At 58.2% G+C, this 20760-nt stretch carries 16 protein-coding genes and 2 pseudogenes; 7 read left to right on the plus strand and 11 right to left on the minus strand.

All coding sequences use genetic code 11. From position 1 onward, the window contains the following. The first annotated feature begins 42 nt into the window (after positions 1-42). The gene (locus tag ACGK9W_RS11830) at positions 43-786 is read left to right on the plus strand and encodes a hypothetical protein (RefSeq protein ID WP_008172391.1); all 744 of its coding nucleotides are present in this window, start codon (positions 43-45) and stop codon (positions 784-786) included. Positions 787-1010: 224 nt separating this feature from the next. On the opposite strand, the pseudogene ACGK9W_RS11835 reads toward ACGK9W_RS11830, so the two are convergent. From ACGK9W_RS11835 to ACGK9W_RS11845, 3 genes and pseudogenes are all read right to left on the minus strand, one after another. Further along, positions 1011-1487, minus strand: a pseudogene (locus ACGK9W_RS11835) (IS3 family transposase); the annotation flags it as partial. 80 nt (positions 1488-1567) lie between these two features. Then, entirely contained in the window at positions 1568-3091 is a 1524-nt protein-coding gene (gene ltrA / locus ACGK9W_RS11840; protein ID WP_405416933.1) for a group II intron reverse transcriptase/maturase, read from the minus strand. A gap of 660 nt (positions 3092-3751) precedes the next feature. Next, positions 3752-4446 (minus strand): annotated as a pseudogene (locus ACGK9W_RS11845) (IS3 family transposase); the annotation flags it as partial. A 238-nt stretch (positions 4447-4684) separates the two neighbouring features. On the opposite strand from ACGK9W_RS11845, the gene ACGK9W_RS11850 reads away from it, so the two are divergent. Further along, positions 4685-6001, plus strand: a complete 1317-nt coding sequence (locus ACGK9W_RS11850) for an IS1380 family transposase (RefSeq protein ID WP_104272564.1) — start codon at positions 4685-4687, stop codon at positions 5999-6001. A 147-nt stretch (positions 6002-6148) separates the two neighbouring features. Here ACGK9W_RS11850 and ACGK9W_RS11855 read toward each other — a convergent pair whose 3' ends face one another. Further along, positions 6149-6397 (minus strand): diguanylate cyclase domain-containing protein, encoded by a 249-nt coding sequence (locus tag ACGK9W_RS11855; protein WP_405416935.1) that lies wholly within the window; start codon positions 6395-6397, stop codon positions 6149-6151. Between the two features lie 439 nt (positions 6398-6836). On the opposite strand from ACGK9W_RS11855, the gene ACGK9W_RS11860 reads away from it, so the two are divergent. From ACGK9W_RS11860 to ACGK9W_RS11870, 3 genes are all read left to right on the plus strand, one after another. Beyond that, on the plus strand, positions 6837-7355 hold the full coding sequence (locus ACGK9W_RS11860) for a DsrE family protein (protein ID WP_008172396.1): 519 nt from the start codon (positions 6837-6839) through the stop codon (positions 7353-7355). A 235-nt stretch (positions 7356-7590) separates the two neighbouring features. Continuing rightward, entirely contained in the window at positions 7591-7806 is a 216-nt protein-coding gene (locus ACGK9W_RS11865; RefSeq protein ID WP_227497799.1) for a hypothetical protein, read from the plus strand. 233 nt (positions 7807-8039) lie between these two features. After that, positions 8040-10610 (plus strand): FAD-dependent oxidoreductase, encoded by a 2571-nt coding sequence (locus ACGK9W_RS11870; RefSeq protein WP_053112832.1) that lies wholly within the window; start codon positions 8040-8042, stop codon positions 10608-10610. Positions 10611-10636: 26 nt separating this feature from the next. On the opposite strand, the gene ACGK9W_RS11875 is transcribed toward ACGK9W_RS11870, so the two are convergent. Further along, positions 10637-12019 (minus strand): L-serine ammonia-lyase, encoded by a 1383-nt coding sequence (locus tag ACGK9W_RS11875; protein ID WP_008172400.1) that lies wholly within the window; start codon positions 12017-12019, stop codon positions 10637-10639. A 310-nt stretch (positions 12020-12329) separates the two neighbouring features. Between ACGK9W_RS11875 and ACGK9W_RS11880 the strand changes: the two genes are divergently transcribed. Next, positions 12330-13454 carry a GlxA family transcriptional regulator gene (locus ACGK9W_RS11880; RefSeq protein ID WP_405416938.1) on the plus strand — a complete coding sequence of 375 codons (1125 nt, stop codon included), beginning with the start codon at positions 12330-12332 and terminating at the stop codon, positions 13452-13454. An 8-nt stretch (positions 13455-13462) separates the two neighbouring features. On the opposite strand, the gene ACGK9W_RS11885 is transcribed toward ACGK9W_RS11880, so the two are convergent. The 6 genes from ACGK9W_RS11885 to ACGK9W_RS11910 form a co-directional block, all read right to left on the minus strand. After that, positions 13463-15199 (minus strand): formate--tetrahydrofolate ligase, encoded by a 1737-nt coding sequence (locus tag ACGK9W_RS11885; RefSeq protein WP_008172404.1) that lies wholly within the window; start codon positions 15197-15199, stop codon positions 13463-13465. Next, positions 15196-16110, minus strand: a complete 915-nt coding sequence (locus tag ACGK9W_RS11890) for a methylenetetrahydrofolate reductase (protein WP_053112834.1) — start codon at positions 16108-16110, stop codon at positions 15196-15198. Before ACGK9W_RS11890 ends, ACGK9W_RS11885 begins: the two co-directional genes overlap by 4 nt. Positions 16111-16176: 66 nt before the next feature. Continuing rightward, positions 16177-17538: a glycine cleavage T C-terminal barrel domain-containing protein gene (locus ACGK9W_RS11895; protein ID WP_286804020.1), complete on the minus strand. Its 1362-nt coding sequence runs from the start codon at positions 17536-17538 to the stop codon at positions 16177-16179. Positions 17539-17654: 116 nt separating this feature from the next. After that, a complete protein-coding gene (locus ACGK9W_RS11900; protein ID WP_008172410.1) occupies positions 17655-18110 on the minus strand; it encodes a DUF4112 domain-containing protein in 456 nt (151 codons plus the stop codon). 20 nt (positions 18111-18130) lie between these two features. Beyond that, complete coding sequence (locus tag ACGK9W_RS11905) at positions 18131-18778, minus strand: DsbA family oxidoreductase (protein ID WP_104270620.1); 648 nt, start codon at positions 18776-18778, stop codon at positions 18131-18133. Between the two features lie 57 nt (positions 18779-18835). Beyond that, the gene (locus ACGK9W_RS11910; RefSeq protein WP_053112838.1) at positions 18836-19699 is read right to left on the minus strand and encodes a LysR substrate-binding domain-containing protein; all 864 of its coding nucleotides are present in this window, start codon (positions 19697-19699) and stop codon (positions 18836-18838) included. A gap of 112 nt (positions 19700-19811) precedes the next feature. On the opposite strand from ACGK9W_RS11910, the gene ACGK9W_RS11915 reads away from it, so the two are divergent. Beyond that, complete coding sequence (locus tag ACGK9W_RS11915; protein ID WP_405416942.1) at positions 19812-20714, plus strand: DMT family transporter; 903 nt, start codon at positions 19812-19814, stop codon at positions 20712-20714. Positions 20715-20760: the final 46 nt, after the last annotated feature.

Genomic DNA, 20760 nt, shown 5'->3' on the forward strand with positions numbered 1-20760 from the left:
ATTGTACAGGCACGTCAATCTCTGCCAGTGAGGGAGCGTTCTATGAGCCACACCCCGCCTCCAGCCAGACTCGGGTTCCTCTACCCGGGCCATGCGGCCGAAGATGATTATCCCCTGATGGGTTCCATGATAGAGCCCCCGGCGCAAATAACCCTCATCCACACTGAATTCCTGGAGGACGCCCACACCGTTGAAGCCCTCAGTGAGATGGGCAGCGTCAGCCGGCTTTCCAAGGGTGCAGAAGCGCTGGCTGGCTCAGGGATTGAGTCGGTGATGTGGACCTCCACCAGCGCCAGTTTTGTGCTCGGCCTAGATGGCATTCGCCAGCAGATCGATACGCTCGAGAAACTGCTCGGTGTACCGGCTTCGACGACAGCAATGGCATTCGCCAGAGCGGTAAAAGCCATTGACGCCAAACGGGTGGCCATCGCTGCCACCTACCCGGAGGAGGTCGCGCAGCGATTCCGGGCATTCCTGAATCATTTCGATATCGAGGTCGTGCACCTGGCCAGCCGAGGCATCATCACAGCCGCGGAAGTCGGTCTGCTTGAGAAAGACGCGGTTATCGAATTCGCTCTGGCCAACGTCAGGGAAGAGGCCGACGCCCTGCTGATGCCAGACACAGCTCTCCACTCTTCAGCTTGGCTCACCGATCTGGAGCAGGCAATCGGGCAGCCGATACTGACCGCTAATCAGGTCAGTTTCTGGGAGGCTTTGCGACTGTGCGGCAAGCTCAGTCCCCAGTCGGGGCTGGGCAGTCTGTTCGAACATATGCCCGAAGACTAGTGTCCCGTCTGGCTAATTCCTTAATCTACTGCTTGCCTCTGAGGACTCTGAGCAAGGCGTCAGTCTGCAGGTGTGGTGGTTCCACATCAAGGACTGACAACACCGGCTCAGAGTCCTCAGAGGCAAACCCTTCGGGAGCTTCTGGAAAGCCGAAAAGCGTCGTTCTGCTGTCTCGATTTGGAACCACCTAACCTTCACCAGCACGCCTAGCTCTTCTGTAGTGGTCAACTAATCCCGGACAGTATTTTAAGGTTTTCCTCAGCGGCAACGGGAGAAATACCACCGTTGAACGTGTGAGGTCGTTGCCGGTTGTAGTAGTCCATCAGATAGCCACCAACATCTTTTTTGGCCTCAGGCAGGTTCCGATATCCCAAGGCCGGTATCCACTCAGATTTCAGGCTCCTGAACAGCCTCTCCATCGGTGCGTTGTCCCAGCAGTTGCCACGTCGGCTCATGCTTTGTGTCATTCGATAGCGCCATAGTCTCTGACGGAACTTACGGCTTGCATACTGGCTTCCCTGGTCCGAATGGAACATAACTTTCTCTGGGTGACCGCGCAGTTCCCAGGCGTGGTCCAGAGCTTTGACGACCAGATCTGCATCCGGACTGGATGACAACGCCCAACCAACAACGCGGCGAGCATACAGATCCAGCACGACAGCCAGATAACTCCACCGCTGGCCGCTCCAGAGTAGAGTAAGAGGCAGGGCGTAGTCGAACTATCTCCCTGCCTCTCCTCTCCGAACCGGACGTGCACCTTTCAGCGCATCCGGCTCTCCGCTTAAACGCTGGCGAAGGCCATAGCAACTTCGGGAAAGCGAGAGGTCCACGTGTTTCTGGACTCTGTCCTCAGGTAGGGATTACCCTCTGGAAGACGCCAACGGAATCGCTTTTTCCCGTGACCGACGAGTCGGTACAGGATGGCGCCACTGAATAGCCCCTGATTGGTTTTGCCATACAGCACCCAAGTCTTACTTTGACCTGAAGCCGGGGCTTTGAACCAATGACGCATCAGCGGTTTGAGCCGGGAGCGATATTTGCGGCCCAGCCAATGGGCCAGTTTCCAGAACACGACACCATCGATGTAGCTGAAGACTTTCGCTTTGTAATCGACGAACTGGTAGAACGCCGCCCAGCCTTTCAGCTTTCGGTTGATGGATTCGACCATGTCGATTTTGCTTTCACTATAATTGCCTGACAGCTTGGCGGTTAAAGATGCTGCAAAGTTACGTGCCTTATCCCGGGGGATTGTCGTCACCACCCGCATGTCGCCATAGCGGCTCCGCTTGCGGATGATGCGATGCCCCAGGAACACGAAGCCGTCATTCACATGGGTAATCTTGGTCTTATCCATGTTCAGTGTCAGCTTGAGAGTTCCTTCCAGCATCTCCCGGCATTCTTCTCTAATCGCCTCTGCCTGGGCTTTGGTGCCCTTGACGATAACCACAAAGTCATCGGCATAGCGGCAGTAGGCGACGGCTGGCTTCCATTGTCGGTTCTCTCGGATGGCTGAGCTTCGACCGATTCGGATACTGTGGTTCCAGTACCATCGATCCTTTCGGGCCTTTTTGCCGAGGTAGCGCCTATTCAGGTACTGATCGAACTCATGCAACATGATATTCGATAGCAGTGGCGATATAACACCGCCCTGAGGTACGCCCTCACTTGCTGCCCGGAAAAGACCTGCATCAATATGACCGGCTTTTATGAATCGCCAGAGAAGGTTCAGGAACCGTCGGTCCCTGATTCTGCGACGTACAGCTTTCATCAGAAGCCGGTGATGCACGGTATCAAAGTAGCTGGACAGATCCCCTTCAATGACCCAGCGTCCGCGCGTTTCCTTATTGTCCGTCAGTTGCAGTTTCACTGTACGGATCGCGTGATGAACGCTCCGCTCCGGTCGGAACCCGTAGGAGAGCGTATGGAAGTCGCTCTCCCACATGGGCTCCATCGCCATTAACATGGCCCGTTGAACGATGCGGTCGCGTAGGGTCGGGATACCCAGTGGTCGTTGCTTGCCGTTGGCCTTTGGGATATACACCCTTCGGGCCGGTAACGGCTGGTAAACATCGGAGAGTAAATCACTCCTGATCTGTTGAAGAATAGCCGGCAGCCTGTCCTGCACAGTCAGCTTGATCTCTCCGTCTATCCCGGGCGTGTTTGCCCCTTTGGAAGACAGAGTGACCCGAGCCGCTTCTGCGAGCCAGTCAGGCTGTGCTATCAGGCGCAACAACCTGTCCACCCGGCGGGTGGGGTCGGTTGTTGTCCAGGTCGCTAGCTTGCGTTGCATTTCGCTGATTATCAAAGGTCTTCACCTTGTTTGGTCAGGTAGTTTGCTTGGCAAACACGTTTAAACTGCTCCCCTTCGCCATGTAATGGGCTTTCCCCATCGCGGACTACTACGGGAGCTCCGCCAGTCAACTTGGCATCGGGGTCATGCCCCCTTGGCATCCAATATTGACCTTCCCCGGTTTACCTATCTGGACTCCAGCATGCTGAGGAGGCTGCCCATCGCACTCTTTACCCTTGCTTGCCGCAAGTTGACAGGAAGCAGCAGTCCAATCTGTGATGGATACTGCTGAACCGAAGCCCGAGCTACCAATTTGGACTTCTTCGTTTGGCAGCGCCTATGCGTCATGCTGCCCAACCTTCCCGTACGGCTTATCAGGTCACGTAAGCCGTGGTGACATTTCAACCCACAGAGGCGGATGAATGGGTTCATGTTCTTCAGCCTTTCAGTACTCAGCCTTGAGGATCATCTTGGCTTAGTGACCTCGCCTCAATCCCCGTTGTCAGCGGGTTACATCACCCTGCGGGCATACCGCAGGTCACTGCCGCTCAGGCTCACCACCCTCACAGTGGGTGGGATTGATTGGTTACTTCCTCCTGAATTACCGGTTCAATATTCCAGATAGACTCGTGGTCCATTTGAGCTTCCATGCTCGCCCTGGACTCCGGGCACACCGTAGGTGATGTCACCACACCAAGCCTGATTGGGCCGGTCTACCGTGAACTCGCGGGCCAGGTGGTTCGGGATATCCGGTCGTTCGACCGTGGCCTGCTTGTAAGCGTGAGGGCCTGGCTGCTTACAGATCAGCCCCAACTCGCTCATCAGGCGTCGAACCTTGAAGCGCCCGACGACAATGCCTTCTTCGCTGAGTAAGCCCTTTATTGTCCGGCTGCCGGCAGAGCTGCGGCTCTTCGTGAACAGCCGGTTTACCTGGGCCTTCAGGGCCAGACGCTCAACATCCACACGGTTCCGCCGTTGGCGGTATTCGTAGTAACTAGAACGACTGATATCAAACGCATTGCAGACCATTTCAACAGGTATTCGCTCACTCAACTGGTCTATCAGCGCGTACGATTCATGTCGTCCGACATCAAGAGAGCGGTAGCCTTTTTTAGTATGTCTTTCTCCTGTTCAAGGCGCTTGCAGCGGGCTTCCAGCTCCTGAATACGGCGCTGCTCCGGGGTTAACGCCTTGCCCTTCGGGGTGACACCGTCACGCTCCTCGGTCAATTGGTTAACCCAGCGCCGGATAGCACTTTCACCAATTCCCAGAGACACGCTCGCCTGGGGAATCGTGTAACCTTGATCCAGCACCAAGCTGGCTGCTTCCTGTTTGAACTCAGGAGAAAAAGAACGTCGCTTTCTGGTCATCAGACACCTCGTTTATGGTGGCGATATTACCACCTACGTTGGTGTCCGGAATCATTGAACCACTACATTCGGCTTTTCAGAAGCTCAGTAGGTTAAGGAGTTAGCCAGACGGGACACTAGGCCATTACCTGAATCCGTGACTTCACACGGTCTAATTTAATCCCCAGACCTGCAACCGCAAGGCCTGAGGCGATATAATCGCACCTGACATCCATTCACCCAGTCAGTGCACCGGCCCATGCGTACCTTCACCCTCCAGCAATCAAAGACCGAAGTCTACACTCCCCACGGCGGACTGGCTCTGGTGGGCCACTGCCTGAATCGGCACACGTCGCTGCCCCAAACCGCCCGCACCGTGGTCAAGCGTCACGGTATTCCGAACATCGACCTGATCCGGACCTATCTGGGCTTGATCACGCTCGGCAAGAGCGATTTCGAGGCCGTGGAGTCAGCGCGTACAGATCCCTTTTTTAAATCCGCCATGGGGATCAAACAATCGCCCTCCTCGGCCCGATTACGGCAGCGATTTGATGAAGATGCCCAGGCGCTCACGCCCTTATTGGAGGATGCCAGTTGTGAGTTTTTGACGTCCGTCGAAGCGCCGGTTTCTCCCCTGAAGATGGGGCATGTGGCCTTAGACATGGACGTTTTCCCTATGGATAACAGCCAGACGAGCAAGGAAGGCGTCAGTTACACCTACAAGGGGCACGACGGCTATGCGCCCATTGCTGCTTACCTTGGTCAGGAAGGCTGGTGTCTAGGGTGTGAACTGCGCCCCGGCAGCCAACACGCCAATAACGGTTTTTTGGAAACGTTGAAACGCGTCTTACCCCGGGCCCGGTCACTGACTGGTTCGCCCATCCTGCTGCGTCTGGACAGTGCCCACGATGCCCGCGACAACCGGGATTTTCTGAGTCAGCAAGAACAAGTGGATTTCCTGATCAAGTGGAATCCTCGTAAACAAGACCCTCTGGTCTGGGCCGACAAAGCTCAGGAGCAGCAAGTCTGGACGCTGGGCCGCTACGGCAAAATGGAAGCGGTTCTGTCGGAAGAGCTACCGGACGAACCCGGCATTCGCCGGATCGTCAAAGTGACGGTCCGTACCAGTGATGCGCAGGGCCAGTTATATCTGGAACCGGACGTCAGCCTGGAAGGCTGGGTGACATCGCTGCCAGTGAGTGTTGCCAGCAACCAGCAGGTTATAGACTTGTATTGCGATCATGCCACCAGTGAGCAGTTCCACAGTGAGTTCAAAACCGATCTGGATCTGGAGCGCTTGCCTTCAGGCAAATTCGCCACCAACAACTTGGTGATGACGTTTGCAACGCTGGGCTACAACGTACTGCGCTGGATGGGACTGAGGCTCACCGGCCCCGATGCACCTGTGCGCCACCCGGCCAAGCGCCGCCGCCTGAGAACCGTGATGCAGGAGCTGATGTACATGGCCTGTCGCCTGATCCACAGCAGTAGGCAACGGTTCCTGCGCTTTGGCCGCCATTGCCCGGGTTTTGCCGTTTACCGTGACCTCTATCGCGGTCTTGCGTCTCCCGGGTAGACAACCCGGATCGCTTCGTTGCTTGATCTCACCCCGATCATCTTGTTGGGCAGATCGCCCGTGCCTGAGAGTTACAGCTTGATCAATATTCGGCCAAAGCAAGACCGGTTTGCAGGTGTTTCAATCGGTAAACTGACAGTCGTGCTCTCAACATAACCGGACTGGCTTCAAAAATGAGTTAGGCGTGAGCCAACCAAGGCTCAGGGTGCTATATTCGAGCGGAGTCACTGATTCAGGCATTACATAACGGGCGCGGCCCTGTTTTTTCGCGCAATACAGGGCTTCGTCGGCCCTTCGGATCATGTCGTCGATTGAATCAAACTCGTTGGCCAGGCCCTGACAAATCCCGATGGAGCAGCTGAGCACCTTGCTATCGGGGCTGTGCTCGCTTGGCACCGCACTCTCCTGCCATTGTTTCAGAACCTCCGCAGCCAGCAGCTCAAACCGGTCGGCATGCTCGCCCTCAGGACAGACCTATTTTCATCCCACAGACCTATTTTCACCCCAAATAGATCTGTCCCGGTTTCAACTAGACCTATTTTGGTTTCAAATAGATCTGTCCCGGTTTCAACTAGACCTATTTTGGTTTCAAATAGATCTGTCCCGGTTTCAGTCTGCGGTTTCAACTGTCCGGTTTCAACTGCATGCCTGGCAACTGTTTTCAGGTCTATTTCAGCTTCGTGTGTTCGACTGCTAGAACCCCAACTTGCTCCAAATTGGTACATTTATGATATATCGTACCTGTATTAGCTTAGGGAGAATATTTTAGATTCTGGAGCATTTTTATGGGTTGGCTGACAAAAAAACAAGTTCCTATCCCTCAAGGAGATTTGTCATGAGCGTGAATTATAAAAGCATACTTCGCCGAATTCCCCCCATCTTCTTTGCGGCCATCTATATGGTCCTGATGTCTTTACCTGCAGGTGCAGCCGGGTACGACAATGCTCTGAAGGGCGTTAAAAACTATGACGCTGTCTACGAGGTGAGCCAAGGAGATCCCAAGGTCGTTAACCCCGTTTTCTTGGTAATAAAGAACTCCTACAAAGCACCTGAAGTGAAGGCACTTGCGAAAGATCCCAACATCGCCATCGTTTTTCACGGGCCGGTGGTGAAACTGCTTTCGACTGACAGCGCATCATTTAATGAGGCAGAGCTGGCCGAGGTACAGAAATTCCAGACGACTCTTAAACAAATGAAGAAGGACGGGGTGACACTGGAAGTTTGCCGTTACGCGTTGAAAGGGATGGGTGTAGATGAGGCGACGATCATTCCGGAGGTCGACCCGGTAGATAATGGTTTCGTCTCGGTCATCGGCTATCAGATGCAGGGGTACGCGGTTGTCCGAATCCCCTAAGCAAAAAAAAATCGGTTGTTGCTCTGCGAGCTGAAGTTCACCTTGAGGTCCGCTGGTCAAGATTGATCACATAAAAGGTGGAACACGAATGCGATTGCTCGCAAACTGGAGGTTCCGGGGCCAGTGCACCACGTTCTGGTGAGGTCGGACGGTCGCTAAGCCGTTTCCACTCATCCCATGAGCGGCGGAATCAGTATTATTGATCTGGACTTCGGTCCCACCCGCAAATAAGCAGGTGGCGTGGTCAAGTCCACGCGCCACACCTGCGGCAGTCAGGAAGCAGCTTCTCGATACTTATCATGGCGAAGGCATCTCTTTGCAGCAGTTGTTACTGGATCTCCATTCTGGGCGCATTATGCGCATTGGACCTTGGATATCTGACTTATCAGCACTTGCTATTTTACTGTTAGTCATCTCCGGGTTGATTAATTGGTGCCGTCGCCCGCGCTGAAGCAGCCCTGCATTACCACGAAGAATCTCTCCACAATACCGGTCGTTCCAACAAAAACTGACACATTGGGCCAGCCGGTGGCCCGGATTCTTCGGGGCTGCCTCTGCCGTTTTTGGACAACTCGGTGTCGTATTGGATTCACCTGCACTGAGCAATTAGAGCCACATTGAATCAGGGCCCTGGCCGATATGCGGCAGCGCGAGGGCGTTCATTGCAGGCAAAGGGGAACCAAAATGGCACAACTACCGAAACGTGCAAGAGTCGTAATCATTGGCCAGGGCGGTATCGTTGGCTCCTCGGTAGCACACCACCTGATCGAACAGGGCTGGGATGACATCGTAGGGCTGGAAAAATCCGCCATTCCCTCCGACATCGGCTCCACCTCCCACGCCTCGGATTTCTGCTTCACCACTTCCCACGACAAGCTGAACATTTACACCACCAAGTACAGCCAGGCGTTTTACGAAAAACGCGGCAATTACGTGAAATGCGGCGGCATGGAAGTGGCCCGGTCTGACGACGACGAGCGGATGGACGAGCTTCGTCGCAAGGTGGGTTCCGGAAAAGCGTTCGGCACCAATGTCAGCATGATCTCGCCCAAACAGGCAAAGGAGCTGTTTCCATTGCTGGACGAAAGTCAGATCCAGGGCGCGATGTGGGATCCGGATGCCGGGCTGGTAGTGCCCCGCTCCCAGAGTGTTGCCGGCGACCTGGTGGAAGAAGCCGTGGCCACCGGCAAACTGCAGGCCTTTGCCTACACGCCGGCCATCCGCATTGATGTCCAGGACGGCCAGGTACGTGGCGTGGAAACCCACAAGGGCTACATTGAGACCGAATACGTCGTTCTCTCCATGGGCATATGGGGGCCCCTGATGGCCAACACCGCGAACGCGCCCCTGCCACTGATGCCACTGGAGCATCCGTTGCTGTTTTTCGGGCCCTACGAAGAGCTCAATGGCACCGGCAAGCAGATTGTCTATCCCCTGTTCCGCGACCAGGGTAATTCCGCCTATGTGCGGGACACCGGCGACCCGACCACCACCGAAGGCGGCCGTATCGAGTGGGGCTATTACGAAGCGGAAAACCCGCGGCTGGTCTACCCCGGCGCCATTGCGGAGCCCGGTGATGCGCGGATGTCCCCCTCAATGCGGGATCTTTCACTGGACCAGGTCATGGACGCCTACGAAAAAGCCATTGAGATGACGCCGATCCTCGGCGAACTGGGCTGGGAAGAGAAACACTCTTTCAACGGCCTGCTGTCGGTCACACCGGATGGCGGTTCACTCATGGGCGAATCCCCGGAAGTCCGTAACCTGTGGTTCTGCGAGGCGGTCTGGGTCAAGGACGGCCCGGGAGCGGGCAAGGTCCTGGCCGACTGGATGACCCACGGCTCCCCGCAGATGGATCCCCACAGTATCGATATTGCGCGTCATTACCCGCTGCAGAAAACCCCGGACTACGTGTACAACCGCTGCTACGAGACGGCCAAAAAGATCTACACCCCGGCGGTTCACCCCCGTGAGCCGTACCTTACCGGTCGCAAGATGCGAACCAGCCCTTTCTACCTGAGGGAAGTGGGTCTGGGTGCTTACTTCATGGAGGCCGCAGGCTGGGAGCGTGCTCACGGTTATGCAGCCAACGAGTCCACCCTGCTGGCGAAATACCGCGACCGGATCCCGGTGCGGGAACACGAATGGGACGCCCGGCACTTCTGGGAGGTATCCAACGCCGAACAGCTTGAGATGAGCGAATCCGTGGGCATGATCAATCTCTCGCACTTCGCCATCTTCGACATTTCCGGTGATAACGCCGAAGCGCTGCTGGAATATCTGTCGGTTGCCAAAGTCGGCGGTACCACGCCCAACGGCAAAGGTGTCTACACCCATTTCCTCGACGAGCGCGGGGGCGTGCGTTCCGACCTGACCATCATTCGGCGGGGCGCGCAAGACTATCGGGTCGTCTGCGGCGGCGACACCGGCCATCGGGACTATTGCTGGATCACCCGTATGGCCCGGGAGAAGGGGCTGGACAACATCCAGGTGCATGACCGCACGGACGAACTGGCGACCCTTGGCCTCTGGGGACCAAAGGCCCGGGAGACATTGGCCCAGTTCGTTACCGACCCGGACCAGTTGTCCGCGGACAATTTCCCGTTTGCCACCGTCCGGGAACTGAACATTCGAGGGGTCCCGGTCTGGGCCTTCCGAATATCCTACGTGGGCGAGCAGGGCTGGGAGCTCTATTTCCCCTTCAGCTATGGCCTGAGAATCTGGGACCTGCTCTACGATGCGGGCGTTACGCCGGTGGGCATTGAAACCTACGCCAATACCCGTCGCCTGGAGAAGAGCCTGCGACTGCAGAACGTGGACCTGGAAACGGAATACAATCTCTACGAAGCCGGTTTGCAACGACCCAAGGTCAAAGAAGCCGATTTTCACGGCAAGGCCGCGTATCTGGAGCAACGGGAGTGGCCACGGCAATCGGCCTACCTGTGCACGATGACCATGACCGAGCACCGGGATGCCAACGGCATTCTGCGCTACCCGGTTGGCCAATGGCCGATTCTGGACCCACAAACCGGTGAAGTGCTGGTGGATAGCCACGGCCGCCGCTCTTACAACACCAGTGTGGCGTGGGGGCCTTCGGTGAGGAAGATCATTCTGCTGGGTTACATCCCCGTCGAGTACGCCCAGGAAGGGCGTGAGCTCACCCTGGAATACTTCCAGGAGCACTACCCTATCCGAATCGAAGCGGTGGGTTACCGGGCACTGTTTGATCCGGACAACGAGCGAGTCAAATCCTGACCGGGTTCAGAGAAGAGGCGCGGTGGTCAACACTCAATGATGTTGACCGCCAGCCCTCCCCTGGCGGTTTCCTTGTATTTATCCAGCATATCGCGACCGGTTTCCCGCATGGTGTGTAGAACCTTGTCGAGCGAAACGTAATGCTTGCCGTCACCCCTCAGGGCCATGATGGCGGCATCGATAGCCTTAACCGAGGCCATGGCGTTGCGCTCGATGCAGGGAATCTGCACCAGCCCACCGATGGGGTCGCAGGTCATGCCCAGATGATGCTCCATACCGATTTCCGCGGCATTTTCTACCTGTTCCGGTGAACCGCCCGTTGCCGCAGCAAGCCCGGCCGCGGCCATGGCACAGGCCGAACCCACTTCGCCCTGGCAGCCCACCTCGGCCCCGGAAATGGACGCATTTTCCTTGAACAGCACACCAATGGCACCGGCGGTGAGCATGAAACGCACAATGCCGTCCTCGTCCGCCCGGGGACAGAATTCCCAGTAATAGTGAAGCACGGCGGGGATAATCCCTGCTGCGCCGTTGGTGGGCGCCGTCACAATCCGCCCGCCGGCGGCATTTTCCTCATTGACGGCCAGGGCATAGAGGTTTACCCAGTCCAGTGCACTCAGGGAAGGTGAAATCAGGTCCACCCGCTGCTTGTCCATCAGCGACCGATACAGCGACGCGGCCCTGCGCCGGACCTTGAGGCCACCGGGCAACTCGCCCTCGTGCTGAATGCCGCTCTGTACGCACTCCCGCATCACCTGCCATAGCGCCAGAATGCTGCTACGAACCTCCTCTTGCGTGCGCCACGCCTGTTCGTTGGCAGACATAATGTCGGCAATGGCCAGGTTGTGTTCCCGACACAGCTCCAGCAACACCCTGGCACTGCTGAATGGGTATGGCTGTGGGGTGTCATCCTCGCGCACCTTCAGGGTGCCCTCAACGGTTGCATCCACCACGAACCCACCGCCGACCGAATAATAGCTTTTCTCGAACAGGCACTGCCCGTCGCGGTCGAAAGCCTGACAGGTCATGCCGTTGGGGTGCTCGGGAAGGGATTTGCGGCGGTAATAGACCAGGTCGGTATTCTCACGGAATTCAATGGCCTGCTGCCCTGCAAGCAAGAGGTTTCCACGGTCGCGGATCTGCTCAAGACGAGCCGGCATTACCGCCGGGTCGATCTTGTCTGGTCGTTCACCTTCCAGTCCCATCATTACCGCAGGGCCGGTGCCATGCCCCTTGCCGGTGGCACCGAGAGACCCGTAAAGGGACACCTTGAGCCGACCGACAGAAGAAAGCAGACCCTCACTCACAAGAGACCCGGCAAATCTTCTGGCCGCCTCCATGGGTCCCACTGTGTGGGAACTGGAGGGGCCAATACCAACCTTGAACAGCTCAAACAGACTGACTGCCAATGTGTGGCCTCCTGTTGAGGAACGTAATTCAACACTAGCGCCAATCGAGGCCAATCGCATGCTTTTTGGCGACATGGAAACGATGATTTCCGACAGCAGGACACGTCGCGTTGAGTCCATCCTGGCATGCACCGTGTCGCATGTGGACCATCCGCATTATTGCCCCCGTCATAGAATAAAAGGAGTATGGAATTGATCACTTATTGCACGACCCGGATGCAACAGCTAGTGTTCAGGTTGGGGTGGTCGGTACGGACATTCCGGGTATTGGCCGGCGCAACTGGCCCAGGCAGGGCAAAGGGGGTTGTTTATGACCACTGATACCGGTTCGCAAACAGACAAGCCCGTCCAGCAGCCCTATCGGGTCGGCTTCCTGCTGATCGACAACTTTACCCTGATTGCCCTTGCCACGGCGGTTGAACCTCTGCGAATGGCCAACCAGCTGGCAGGCACCGAACTCTATTCCTGGCAACTGCTTACGGCCGAGGGCGATTACGCCCGCGCCAGTGACGGCATCACCATGGTCCCGGATGCCTCCATTCAGGAAGCGCACAGCTTTGATCTGGTCATCGTGGTCGCCGGGATTGATGTCACCCGCAGTTTCTCACGCAAGGAAGCGCACAGGCTGAAACAGATGGCCCGGCAGCATGTCCTGCTGGGAGCGGTCTGTACCGGCCCCTATGTGCTGGCCAGTGCCGGTCTGCTCGACGGCTACGCCTGCAGTGCCCACTGGGAATGCCTGGAAGCCATGCAGGAAGACTTTCCCCGGGTTCAGACCAACAACCGCCTGTTTACGGTCGAGCGTGAACGCATGACCTGCACCGGAGGCACGGTGCCAATGCACATGATGCTCAGCTTCCTGGCACGGCGGCATGGCCAGGAGCTCAGCAATGCCATATCCCACATGTTTGTCTGCGACCGGGTCCGGGAGGAGAGTGAGCAACAGCCCATGCCCATGCATCCGGGCCTGGCCCGGGCGCAACCCAAGCTGGCGGAAGCTGCCCAGCTGATGGAATCCAATATCGAAGAGCCGATCGAACTGCAGGAACTGGCGACTCTGGCAGGCATTTCACGCCGGCAACTGGAGCGGCTGTTCCTGAAGCACATGGGGTGCACGCCGTCGCGCTATTACCTGAGAGTGCGGCTGAACCGGGCGCGCCGTCTGCTCAAGCAGACTTCCTGTTCGATCGTGGAAATTGCCTCCATGTGCGGTTTCGTTTCCGCCACCCACTTCAGCCGTTGTTATCGCAAGACCATGGGGCGCGCGCCCAAGTATGAACGGATGGAAGTCTTTACTCCGGCCAGGGCGGACGGCCTCCTGACCGACACCATGGCCAGTTTACCGTCTTCATCCCTGCAGGCCCTGAAGCGGGCCAGGACCGAGCCCACTTACGGAACCTTTGAGGATTCCCCGGGGCACACTGTCCCAAGTTAAACCCAGTCTCAGGTTAACCCCACCACCAGGCCATTTTCATCCAGCGCAATGTCCAGGGCAGCGGGGCGCCGTGGCAGCCCCGGCATGGTCATAATGTCACCACAGACCGCCACCACGAACCCGGCTCCGGCCGCCAGGCGCACTTCCCTCACCGGCAACATATGCCCGGACGGCGCGCCCTTCACCGACGAGTCCACCGAGAAGCTGTACTGGGTCTTGGCAATGCACACCGGCAGGTGGCCAAAGCCCAGGCTCTCGTATTCCTCCAGCTGTCGTTTGGCGATCGTTGTGAACTCCACGCTTCCGGCATGGTAGATACGGGTGGCAATCGTGCGAATCTTTTCCGCCAGGGGCAGGCTGTCTTCATAGAGGAATTTCACCTCCGGTTTGCCCTCATCCATCTGGTCCAGCACCGCCTGGGCCAGCTCAGTGGCGCCTTCACCACCGGTTGCCCAGTGATCCGCGGGCACTGCCCGCACGCCCAGCTCCTCGCTGATGGACTGGACCAGCGCCATCTCCTCCTCGGTGTCATCCGGGAAACGGTTGATGCACACCACCGGGGTCAGGCCAAACTGCTGCAGATTGCGGATATGCCGCTCAAGGTTGGCCGCCCCTTTTCGCAGCGCCGCCAGGTCGGGAATCCCCAGTTGGCTGCGGGGAATACCGCCCTGCATTTTGAGAGCCCGAATGGTGCAGACCACTACGGCGGCATCCGGGCGCAATCCCGTGTGCCGGCACTTGATATCAATGAACTTTTCCGCGCCCAGATCGGCACCAAAGCCCGCCTCGGTAACCACCACGTCGTTCAGGGCCAGCGCAGCCCGGGTTGCGGTGACGGAATTGCACCCGTGGGCGATATTGGCAAAGGGCCCACCATGAATAAACACCGGATTGTGCTCCAGGCTCTGCACCAGGTTTGGCTGCAGGGCTTCTTTCAGCAGTACGGTGAGTGAACCCTCGACACCCAGATCACGAACGGTTACCGGCGACATGTCCGAGCGCCGTCCAACGATGATATTTCCCAGGCGCTGCTTCAGATCCGCCCGGCCATCCGCCAGGCAAAGGATGGCCATGATTTCCGATGACACCGTGATATCGAACCCGGTCTCACGGGGCACGCCATGTGCCGCTCCGCCCAGGCCACAGACCATGTTTCGCAGCGACCGGTCGGTTATATCCATGACTCTGCGCCAGCTTATGTAACGCGGATCCAGCCCGGCTTCATTGCCCCAGTGAATGTGATTATCGATCAGTGACGCCAGCAGGTTATGAGCACTGGTAATGGCGTGGAAGTCGCCGTTGAAATGCAGGTTGATGTCTTCCATCGGGATCACCTGAGCCCGGCCTCCGCCGGCAGCACCACCCTTCATGCCAAAGCAGGGCCCCAGAGACGGCTCCCGCAGACACACGGAGGAACGCACACCCAGCCGGTTGAAGCCATCGTTCAGCCCTACACTGGTGGTGGTCTTACCTTCCCCCGCCGGGGTTGGCGTAATGGCCGTCACCAGTACCAGCTTGCCTCTGGGTGCCGAGTCAGACGTATCCACGTAGGCCATGTCCAGCTTTGCCTTGTAATGGCCAAAGGGCACCAGGCTCTCCGCCGGCAACCCGAAACGCTGCTGAGCCAACAGCAGGATAGACTGGGGCTGAACCGAACGGGCAATCTCGATATCCGGAGTGCCCGGCGGTGGAAACTCGGACGGCGCTGGCGTGTCGGGTGTGAGTTTACTGTACTGAAGACTCATGGCACTGCCTCCCTGTTGTTCTCGCAGGACCCACTGTGATCCCGAATCCATTGCGCTGACTGGCGCAGGCCTCCGAACGGAAACAGATGAATGCCCCGCAGCAACGTCTCCGGATTTTCCAGGCAGTACTGCACCAGCGCCCGGACCATATCGTCGGGTTTCCAGGCACCCAGCATCCGGGCACTGCCAGGGCGACGAAGCAGCATACGTGCGGATGCGCCTACCCCACACATAGCTGCATAAGCGATAAGCGTTTTAACCCGGGTTGGGCCCGCCATGCCGATATAGACAGGCACTTCTTCCAGAATATTGCCCAGCCCTTGCAGCCAGTCGATCACCACCTCAGCGTCGAAGGTGAACTGGGTGACCACCCAGAGCCTGGTAGCGGTCGTACGGGCGTATTCACGCTTGACGCTCAATGCCTGAGCCAGGGTTGCCCGATCCGCCATAGGATGGCCGTCCGGATGAGCCGCAACACCGATACCGTGGAACCGGAACTGGGCCAACAATCCCGATTCGAGCACGGCCAAAGTGTCGGGAAACGGGCCGGCCACGGCATCGCTGTCGCCCGCGATCAGCAGCAGACGGTCTACCCCGCTTTCATCTAATTGGGCCAACCAGTCCCGCAACTGCCCCCGGCTCTGGGCCATTCGGGCGGGCACATGCGGCACTGGCTGCATACCCAGATCCAGCAGACGACGGGACGCTTCCAGCGTGTCACTGAACTGCCCCTTTGGCAGGAACGGCACGTAAACGCAGGTACCCGCCGGCAGAAGATCCGGCAAATGTTCTGTCGTCAGGATCTGGCGGGGTGTGGCCTCGATGGATGCCGAGCGCACCAGATCACGAAACCGTGCTGCTGCCTCCTCATCGGGCCGATTGAACGCCTGTCTTTCGCTAACCAGTGTCATAAACCGCGCACCCCATTGCCAACGGTGTTTACCCGACAGCTGCTATCGCCGGTTCTTCCCGTTCGGTTAATCGGCGAAGTCGATCCCCTTGGCCCGGGCTCTTTCCCGGGCGTTGGGATTCACCGAAGGCCGGAAGGGCACTTCCACCACTTCCGCCTCCACAGCGGTTGAGCCATCCGCGGCGGCATATTCCACAGGAAGATGCACAGTAAGCCGCGTGCCGACAGCCCGAAGGTCAAACGGCACATACGCCAGCGCGATGTTGGTCTCAAGCTCCGGGGAGTACCAGGGGGAGGTAACATAGCCCTCCGCTTCGCCGCCGTCCGGGCCGCTGATCAGCCAGAAATCGTTGGAGTAGTCAGTCACCTTGCCGCCGCCAAAACGGATGCCCACCATGATGTGGCTGAAAGGCGGGCGACCGGCGTCCAATTGCTCACGGACCTTCTCAAGCTTTTGCTTGCCGATGTAATCGGCCTCCTTGTTGCGTGGCACCTGGTACGCCAGGTTGCACTGGAACGGCAGGGTTTCCTGATCCACATCCTGGCCCCAGGACAGAATACCCGCGGCAATCCGGCGATGGTGGGCGGGCGCGATGACCCGAAGGTTGTGGGGCTCGCCCGCGGCAAGCACGGTGTACCAGAGGTCCTCGGCGTATTTCGTCGCTTCCTTGAGGTAAATCTCGTACCCCTTCTCTCCGGTGAAGCCGGTCTGGGACACGATCACGTCATGGCCGGCCACCTGGCCTTCCATCAAGCCATAGTAGGGAATGTCCCGAACGGCGTCGCCAAACAGGTCCGCCATGAGCGCTTCGGACTTCGGGCCCTGAATCTGCACCGGTGCCACATCGATTTCCGCGATGGTGACATTGAAGCCCATGCCAATGTTGACGCCCCGCATCCACAGCTCCAGATCGCTGTCGGAGAGCGAGAACCAGAACTCGTCCTCGGCGACCCGCAGCAGAACAGGATCATTGATGATGCCACCCTCTTCATTGCAGAGGATGACGTACTTGCCACGCATGGGCTTGATCTTGGTCGCATCCCGGGTGATCACGTAATTCACGAACCGCTCGGCGTCCGGACCTTTAACCTGGATCTGGCGCTCAACCGCCACATTCCACATGGTCACGTCGTGGATCAGCGACTCGTATTCCAGCATGGCGCCGCCGTCTTCCGGGCGGACATAACCCCGGGGGTGATACATACGGTTGTAGACCGTCGCCCGCCAGCAGCCCGCCTCGTAGGCCAGGTGCCAGTAAGGCGACTTGCGAACCCGTGTGGAAATCAGCATCTCCACCGGCGTAGGGCCAGACTGGCGCAGGTTGATGGGAACGCGTCGATCAGACTGGTCGACGCTGTCAGGCTGGCGTGCCGCACCTGCCCGTTGTTGTGGATAATCCAGAAGTGCTTGCTCGAATTTAACAGCCATTGCTATCCCCCCCTTCCCGGGTTGTCGATAGCCCCAATGTGGCCCTCTTTGAGGTTGCCGGGAGGAACCAATACGACACTCAGTCGACTAAAAGCGTCAGAGGGACGGCAGCAGGCCTAGAGAATCAATGTCAGACCGCCCGTAACGACAGCGAACAGCACGGACAACCAGATCACGGTCATCCAGGGGAAAGGCGGCGGGGGTGGTTCAATCGCCAACTCTTTTTCCAGGTAGTTTCTCAGCAAGCGGGTGTTGCGGGTGTTGGCTTTGTATACCGCGTCAAAGCCATCACCTATCACAGGCAGCAGGCCACCGAGGAAATCAATGCCCATGTTGCGCAGCATGCGAAGCTTGACGTCCTTGCTGGCGCCCGCCCTCTGCGCTTCCACCAATACGTACCCGCCCAGTACCAGGCCCACGGCGTCCCCCACCACGGGCAACAGGCCAATCACTGCCTCCGCACCTATCTTTATATTGGTAAACGGGATAGCAATGTTGCTGTCGGTGAACCGGCTGAATTTATCCAGCCGCTCCAGAATGGCCTTCTGGCGGGCTTCGGAAGGTTTCGGCATTTCCTCTCCAGTTCAGGCGCTCACTCAGGCTTTGCGCCGATTTCCTCGAATGCCTGTACCAGGGTATCCGGTTCCTGGGCGCCGGAAATCAGGTACTTACCGTTCACGATGAACGCCGGCACGGCAGAAACGCCGGCCTGCTGGTAGGTCGCTTCGTCCTCCCGGACCACGTCGGCGAATTCATCTGAATCCAGAATTTGCTTAGCCTTGTCGCGATCCAGCCCAAGGCTCTCGACGCAGCCCAGTAACACGTTCGGGTCTGAAACATCCTCTGCCTTTCCGAAATAGGCCTCGAACAGCGCCTGCTTCATCTCCGTCTGCTTGCCCTGCTCAGCAGCCCACTTGACCAGCCGATGGGCATCGAAGGTGTTGCAGGTGAAACGCTCCTGCATTTTCTCAAAATTGAGGCCCAGATCCTTCGCAATCGTCATCATCTGGTTTTGGGTAGCGCGCATCTCATCCTCGCTCCGGCCGTACTTGCGGGCCAGAGCCGGCAGGATGGGCTCACCCTCACCCGTATGATCCGGGTTCAGTTCAAAGGCATGCCATTGGAGGCCAAATTCGTATTCAGACGCCAGCTGTTTCATGGCCTGCTCCAGGCGGGCGTAGCCAATGGCACACCAGGGGCAGGCGATGTCGGAAACAATGTCGATGTTGATCGTTTTCATGGCATATCCCGTTCATTGCATTTAGACACGATATCGTCAGCCTAACACGGGGACAGATCAGCCATCTCCCGCCAGATGCTCCCGGATCAGCTCCGCCATCTGCCGTGCAGGTTCAGTGGGGCGGCCCGATGGCCGGTGCAGAGCCATCTCGATGGATTGCAGGGCCGGCATTCCGCTTCGTTCGTCCAGAACACGCAACTGGGGCGTGAGCATATCGCGGGTTACCGGCACCACCGCCAATCCGGCCACTACCACTGGCATCAGCCCCGTCATCGACTGACTTGAGTAGGCCAGGCGCCACTGCCGACCCGCAGAAAACAGCGCCTGCTCCGCCACCTCCCTGAACACATCAGCACCTGGCGAGTAGAGCGCAAGAGGGATGGGATCTGTGAGGGACGGCTGTTTCTCGGCGCCGACCGCCCACACCAGTGGCTCCCGGCGAATCACTTCCCCCCCGGGGGAGCGGGTCTGGCGTGTTACAACCGCCAGGTCCAACTCACCGGCCTGCACCTGCTGCAAAAGCCTGACACTCGACCCGCAGATAACCTGAAGCTGAACCGCCGGAAACAGCTGGCTGAAATGGGAGAGCACGGAGGTCAGCAAAAACGCATAGTCTTCCGGGATACCCAGGCTCAGCTGCCCCGATACCTGCCGCTGCCGAAGCGAATCCAATGCCTCGTTGTTCAGGGCCAGCATCTTCCGGGCATAACCGATCAGCTGCTCGCCCTCCGCGGTAAACCGTATCCGCCGCCCTTCCCGCTCGTGAAGGGGCACCTCCAGCAGGGACTCCAGTCGATGCAACTGCATGCTCACGGTTGACTGGGTATAAGCAAGCCGGTCTGCAGCGGCGGTAACCGTTCCGGTGTCGGCAATGGCCAGTAGCGTTTGCAGCACGTTCAGATCAAGAATCCTGGGACGCAATCCATCAACTCCTGTGATGTTTTTTATCAATAACTGTTGTTTTTGTGATGCTTAATCCGAGTATATCCTGCCACTGTCAGATCGCAACACACCGGCTAAAGGAGGACTGCCCATGAGGATTCTTAACGCGACCATCGGTCTGCCAAACATCCTGAGCATCATCGCGGCTCTGGTTGCCGTGGTGCTGTGGGCCGTCGCACCTCTGCTGGTGGATGCAGCGCGCTCCATTCCTCCGTTTCAACTTACGACCATCGCCCTTATCAGTGGCGCACTGGCCGTGCTGCCCATGAGTTTCCGGAGCCGCGAAGCGCGTAAATCTGTGAAAGTGTCCTGGCAATGGAAACTGGTGATTTTCGGCCTTGTGCCTTTGCTGGTTCTGGGGGCGGTCGGCGCCTACCTGGCCGGGCTTGGCATGGCACCCACCGCAGAGGCGTCATTGATCACCTATACCTGGCCGGTCATGTTCATCCTGATCAGCCAGTGGGCCTTCCATCGGCGGATCGCCCTCCCGGTTATTGCGGGGGCACTGATTGCCTTTTCCGGCGCGGCTTTGCTGCTGGGCCCGGAGGCCCTGAATAATGGTTTCTCGGGCAATCTGACGGGTTACGGGCTGGCTCTTCTGGCTGGGGGTTGCTGGGCTCTTTACTCCTGGATCTGCCAGGCAACACCCGTAGCGATCGCTCCTGTCATGCCAGGCCTGTTCCTTCTGGCTGGCGCCGGAGCCGCAGCCGCAGATACCGTTTCCGGCTCCGCCCATGTGCTGCCTTCAGGAACCGCGCTCGCCGCTGGTGTCGCCCTGGGTCTGGGTCCATATGGCCTGGCCATGGTGGCCTGGGATCTGGCATTAAGGAAAGGCCCTACCGCACTGGTGGGCAGCCTGGCCTATGCGGTACCTGTGCTGGCCGCTCTTTTCCTGGTACTGGCCGGGATTGCCGCGCCAGACTGGCGGCTTCCGCTGGCTGCGATGCTCGTAGTTCTTGGTTCGCTGGTGGCAGCCAGCCGTCGGCGAGCCTGAACCTGACACATCGTCGAGCAAGACGACCAGTCCAAGGCTGCCTATC

This window comes from Marinobacter flavimaris (genome assembly GCF_045057155.1).
Lineage (GTDB): Bacteria > Pseudomonadota > Gammaproteobacteria > Pseudomonadales > Oleiphilaceae > Marinobacter > Marinobacter manganoxydans.

Excerpts from the sequence above, each read along its gene's own strand:
- ACGK9W_RS11905 (WP_104270620.1), bottom strand. The coding sequence starts at position 18,778 with ATGAAAACGATCAACATCGACATTGTTTCCGACATCGCCTGCCCCTGG.
- ACGK9W_RS11880 (WP_405416938.1), top strand. The coding sequence starts at position 12,330 with ATGACCACTGATACCGGTTCGCAAACAGACAAGCCCGTCCAGCAGCCC.
- ACGK9W_RS11900 (WP_008172410.1), bottom strand. The coding sequence starts at position 18,110 with ATGCCGAAACCTTCCGAAGCCCGCCAGAAGGCCATTCTGGAGCGGCTG.
- ACGK9W_RS11895 (WP_286804020.1), bottom strand. The coding sequence starts at position 17,538 with ATGGCTGTTAAATTCGAGCAAGCACTTCTGGATTATCCACAACAACGG.
- ACGK9W_RS11860 (WP_008172396.1), top strand. The coding sequence starts at position 6,837 with ATGAGCGTGAATTATAAAAGCATACTTCGCCGAATTCCCCCCATCTTC.
- ACGK9W_RS11830 (WP_008172391.1), top strand. The coding sequence starts at position 43 with ATGAGCCACACCCCGCCTCCAGCCAGACTCGGGTTCCTCTACCCGGGC.
- ACGK9W_RS11870 (WP_053112832.1), top strand. The coding sequence starts at position 8,040 with ATGGCACAACTACCGAAACGTGCAAGAGTCGTAATCATTGGCCAGGGC.
- ACGK9W_RS11850 (WP_104272564.1), top strand. The coding sequence starts at position 4,685 with ATGCGTACCTTCACCCTCCAGCAATCAAAGACCGAAGTCTACACTCCC.
- ACGK9W_RS11915 (WP_405416942.1), top strand. The coding sequence starts at position 19,812 with ATGAGGATTCTTAACGCGACCATCGGTCTGCCAAACATCCTGAGCATC.
- ACGK9W_RS11885 (WP_008172404.1), bottom strand. The coding sequence starts at position 15,199 with ATGAGTCTTCAGTACAGTAAACTCACACCCGACACGCCAGCGCCGTCC.
- ACGK9W_RS11890 (WP_053112834.1), bottom strand. The coding sequence starts at position 16,110 with ATGACACTGGTTAGCGAAAGACAGGCGTTCAATCGGCCCGATGAGGAG.